This is a genomic window from Streptomyces sp. NPDC056948 (genome assembly GCF_042674225.1).
GTDB lineage: Bacteria > Actinomycetota > Actinomycetes > Streptomycetales > Streptomycetaceae > Streptomyces > Streptomyces purpurascens.
In genome coordinates this window covers 1-4,469 of sequence record NZ_JBHUQX010000583.1, presented here as the reverse complement: position 1 = coordinate 4,469, position 4,469 = coordinate 1, and the positions used below count along the sequence as shown (strand labels likewise).

Genomic DNA, 4,469 nt, shown 5'->3' with positions numbered 1-4,469 from the left:
GCGCACAAGCGCCTGCCCGCCCGTTGTCGTTTGCTTAGCTGCGGGCAATCGTGCCTCCCCCAGTGCCTTAAGGGCCTGGGAGGTGCCCCCAGGGCGGCACGGGTGGGCGCAGCGGCACCCCGCTCCGCCGGGCTGCGCACCCACCCGGCCCCAGCACCAACGCCGGGTGCCCGACACCCCACAACAACTGGACCGACCCGCCCGGCTCCCTACCGCCGCCGCAGATCCGCCACCCGAGCCCGCTCGGCCCCAGGACTCTGCTCCCCCAGCATCGCGGCGGACCGCAACCCACCCCCCGCACCAGGAACCTGCCGCCGAGGCCCGGGCAACGGCACGTCCCGACGCTGCTGGCGCGCCGGGACGGACTCCCCCCCCGGCCCGGCCGCCCCCACCGAACCCCCCTGCCCCCCGGCCACGGCGATCTGCACGCCCTGGTCGGCAAGCGCCTGGAGCTCGGTGGCCGCACGGTCGTCATGCGCGGGCGGCTCGTCCGTCACGAGGCGGGTGATGAGATCCGTGGGCACGGTCTGGAACATCGTGTCCGTCCCGAGCTTCGTATGGTCGGCAAGGACCACGACCTCCGCGGCCGCCTGCACCAGCGCCCGATCGACGGACGCCGACAGCATGTTGGACGTGGACAGCCCGCGCTCGGCGGTCAGACCGCTCCCGGACAGGAAGGCCCGCGACACCCGCAGCCCGTGCAGGGACTGCTCGGCACCACTGCCGACCAGGGCGTAGTTCGAACCGCGGAGCGTACCGCCGGTCATCACGACCTCGACCCGGTTGGCATGGGCCAAGGCCTGAGCCACCAGCAGCGAGTTGGTGACGACGGTCAGTCCGGGCACCCGGGCGAGCCGGCGCGCCAGCTCCTGGGTCGTCGTACCCGCCCCGACCACGATCGCCTCGCCCTCTTCCACGAAGTTCGCGGCGAGGTCGGCGATGGCGGTCTTCTCGGCGGTCGCGAGATGGGATTTCTGCGGAAAGCCGGACTCCCGCGTGAAACCGCCCGGCAGTACCGCACCGCCGTGCCGGCGGTCGAGGAGTCCTTCTGCCTCCAGCGCGCGCACGTCCCGCCGTACGGTCACTTCGGAGGTCTGGACGACGCGGGCGAGCTCACGGAGCGACACGGCCCCGTTCGCTCGCACCATTTCGAGGATCAATTGGCGACGTTCTGCAGCGAACACGAAACTGACAGTAACGCCAGCGACCGTCTGCTTTCAGCAGTTTGCGCTGAATAGCAGAAGATGTTCGCACGGAGCAGCGGGAAGTGGTATAGAGCCTAGTCCCGCCGCCTATGCCATACACATGGTCGAATACTCCCCGTGACCAGCGAGGAGCCGGTTTCGGCCTCAGCCCTCGCCGGTCTCCTTGCGCGTGTGCAACTGCCGTGCCACCTCGGCGATCGAGCCCGACAGCGACGGGTAGACGGTGAAGGCGTTCGCGATCTGCTCGACGGTCAGATTGTTGTCGACCGCGATCGAGATCGGGTGGATCAGTTCCGAGGCCCGCGGCGCCACGACGACGCCACCGACCACGATCCCGGTGCCCGGCCGGCAGAAGATCTTGACGAAGCCGTCGCGGATGCCCTGCATCTTGGCGCGCGGGTTGCGCAGCAGCGGCAGCTTCACGACCCGGGCGTCGATCTTCCCGCCGTCGACGTCCGCCTGGGTGTAGCCGACGGTGGCGATCTCCGGGTCGGTGAAGACGTTCGACGACACGGTCTTCAGGTTCAGCGGGGCCACGGCGTCGCCGAGGAAGTGGTACATCGCGATCCGCCCCTGCATGGCGGCCACGGAGGCGAGGGCGAACACGCCCGTCACGTCGCCGGCCGCGTACACGCCGGGAGCGGTCGTACGGGACACCTTGTCGGTCCAGATGTGGCCGGAGTCGCGCAGCCTGACCCCGGCGTCCTCCAGTCCCATGCCCGCGCTGTTGGGCACGGCGCCGACGGCCATCAGACAGTGCGATCCGGTGATGACGCGCCCGTCGGAGAGGGTCACCTCGACCCGGTCCCCGACCCGCTTGGCGGACTGCGCCCGGGTACGCCCCATGACGTTCATGCCGCGCCGCCGGAAGACGTCCTCCAGCACGGCGGCCGCGTCCGGGTCCTCGCCCGGCAGCACGCGGTCCCGCGACGACACGAGCGTCACCCTCGAACCCAGCGCCTGGTAGGCACCCGCGAACTCGGCACCGGTCACACCCGACCCGACCACGATCAGCTCCTCGGGGAGCTCGTTCAGGTCGTACACCTGGGTCCAGTTCAGGATCCGCTCACCATCCGGCAGCGCGTCGGGCAGCTCACGCGGATGCCCACCGGTAGCGATGAGCACCGCATCAGCCGTAAGAGTCTCCTCACTCCCGTCAGCGGCACGCACCACCACCTTCCGCGACCCGTCGAGCGCCTGCATGCCCTCCAGCCGCCCGCGCCCGCGCATGACACGCGCCCCGGCACGCGTCACGGAGGCGGCGATGTCGTGCGACTGGGCGAGCGCGAGCCGCTTCACACGCCGGTTGACCTTCCCCAGGTCGACGCCCACCACCCGGGCGGACTGCTCCATGGGCGGGGTGTCGTCCGCGACGATGATCCCCAGCTCCTCGTACGACGAGTCGAAGGTGGTCATCACCTCGGCCGTCGCGATCAGAGTCTTCGACGGTACGCAGTCGGTGAGCACCGACGCCCCGCCCAGACCGTCGCAATCGACGACGGTCACCTCCGCGCCGAGTTGAGCGGCCACCAGCGCCGCTTCATATCCGCCGGGTCCGCCACCGATGATCACGATCCGAGTCACGTACTCCATTGTCCCGCACCCCTCAACGCGATACCGCCCGGGGGCCCGCCGCGATGCGGCTCCGTTACGCGAGTGACTCGAGTCCGCCTGCCGTACCCTTCCCCCATGTCGCTCTACGCCGCGTACGCCGGCAACCTCGACGCGCGGCTGATGTCCCGCCGCGCCCCGCACTCGCCGATGCGCGCCACCGGCTGGCTGAACGGGTGGCGGCTGACCTTCGGCGGCGAGCACATGGGCTGGGAGGGCGCCCTGCCGACGATCGTCGAGGATCCCCTCTCCCAGGTCTTCGTCTCCCTGTACGACATCGCCCCGATGGACGAGGACTCGATGGACCGCTGGGAGGGCGTGGGCCTGGAGATCTACCGGCGCACACGCCTACGGGTGCACACCCTGGACGGCGAGGAGCCGGCCTGGTCCTACGCCCTCAACGCCTACGAGGGCGGCCTCCCCTCCGCCCGCTACCTGGGCGACATCGCCGACGCGGCCGAATCGGCAGGCGCCCCGCACGACTACGTGATGGAGCTTCGCAAGCGCCCCTGCTGAGCCCCGTCCGTCGGAAACGACAAGACAACGATCGCCACCCCGTTGGCTCCACCATCTACGCGCGTAGGCATTCACCGGCTACCCTCGTCGGCGTGAACGCATCTCTTCTTCCGGACGACATCCAGGGCGCCGCCCCGATCGACCCCAGGGCCGCCGCCGACGCCGCCGCGGCACGCCTGCGCGAACTGACGGGCGCCGAGACCCACGACGTCGCCCTCGTGATGGGCTCCGGCTGGGCCCCGGCCGTGGACGCCCTGGGCGCCCCCGACGCCGAGTTCCAGGTCACCGAGCTGCCCGGCTTCCCGCCCCCGGCGGTCGAGGGCCACGGAGGCAAGATCCGCTCGTACAAGATCGGCGACAAGCGCGCCCTGGTCTTCCTCGGCCGCACGCACTACTACGAGGGCCGCGGCGTCGCCGCCGTCTCCCACGGCGTCCGCACCGCCGTCTCGGCCGGCTGCAAGACGATCGTCCTCACCAACGGCTGCGGCGGCCTGCGCGAGGGCATGCGCCCCGGCCAGCCGGTCCTGATCAGCGACCACATCAACCTCACGGCCACCTCCCCCATCATCGGCGCCAACTTCGTCGACCTCACCGACCTCTACTCCCCGCGCCTGCGCGCCCTGTGCAAGGAGGTCGACCCCACCCTGGAGGAGGGCGTCTACGCCCAGTTCCCCGGCCCGCACTACGAGACTCCGGCCGAGATCCGCATGGCCCGCGTCATCGGCGCGGACCTGGTGGGCATGTCGACGGTCCTCGAGGCGATCGCCGCGCGGGAAGCGGGTGCGGAGGTTCTCGGCATCTCCCTCGTGACCAACCTCGCCGCGGGCATGACCGGAGAGCCGCTGAACCACGAAGAGGTACTGCAGGCGGGCCGTGACTCGGCGACGAGGATGGGTTCCCTGCTGGCGCAGGTACTGGGACGCCTGTAGGACACCCGGCATCGGTGCTGGAGCCGGGTGGGTCCGCAACCCGGCGTAGCGGGGTGCCGCTGCGCCCACCCGTGCCGCCCCCAGCGGCACGCATGCCCGCAGCCAAGCCGGGACGCGCCCGCACCCGCGTACGCACGGAAGGGGACGTGTCGGGGGGTGTCCGCCCGCAGCGGTTGGCGCGTCAACGAACAGTCAGTCGGTATCCGCC

The 4,469-nt window shown here is 70.9% G+C and carries 4 protein-coding genes; 2 read left to right on the top strand and 2 right to left on the bottom strand.

Going from position 1 to position 4,469, the window contains the following annotated elements:
* Positions 1-209: 209 nt before the first annotated feature.
* Positions 210-1,184, bottom strand: a complete 975-nt coding sequence (locus ACFTZL_RS41530) for a DeoR/GlpR family DNA-binding transcription regulator (protein ID WP_382594771.1) — start codon at positions 1,182-1,184, stop codon at positions 210-212.
* A gap of 165 nt (positions 1,185-1,349) precedes the next feature.
* Entirely contained in the window at positions 1,350-2,798 is a 1,449-nt protein-coding gene (locus ACFTZL_RS41525) for an NAD(P)H-quinone dehydrogenase (protein WP_382594768.1), read from the bottom strand.
* Positions 2,799-2,894: 96 nt separating this feature from the next.
* Between ACFTZL_RS41525 and ACFTZL_RS41520 the strand changes: the two genes are divergently transcribed.
* The gene (locus ACFTZL_RS41520; protein ID WP_382594765.1) at positions 2,895-3,332 is read left to right on the top strand and encodes a gamma-glutamylcyclotransferase; all 438 of its coding nucleotides are present in this window, start codon (positions 2,895-2,897) and stop codon (positions 3,330-3,332) included.
* Between the two features lie 92 nt (positions 3,333-3,424).
* Positions 3,425-4,261, top strand: a complete 837-nt coding sequence (locus tag ACFTZL_RS41515) for a purine-nucleoside phosphorylase (protein WP_382594762.1) — start codon at positions 3,425-3,427, stop codon at positions 4,259-4,261.
* Positions 4,262-4,469: the final 208 nt, after the last annotated feature.

Excerpts from the sequence above, each read along its gene's own strand:
- ACFTZL_RS41525 (WP_382594768.1), bottom strand. The coding sequence starts at position 2,798 with ATGGAGTACGTGACTCGGATCGTGATCATCGGTGGCGGACCCGGCGGA.
- ACFTZL_RS41520 (WP_382594765.1), top strand. The coding sequence starts at position 2,895 with ATGTCGCTCTACGCCGCGTACGCCGGCAACCTCGACGCGCGGCTGATG.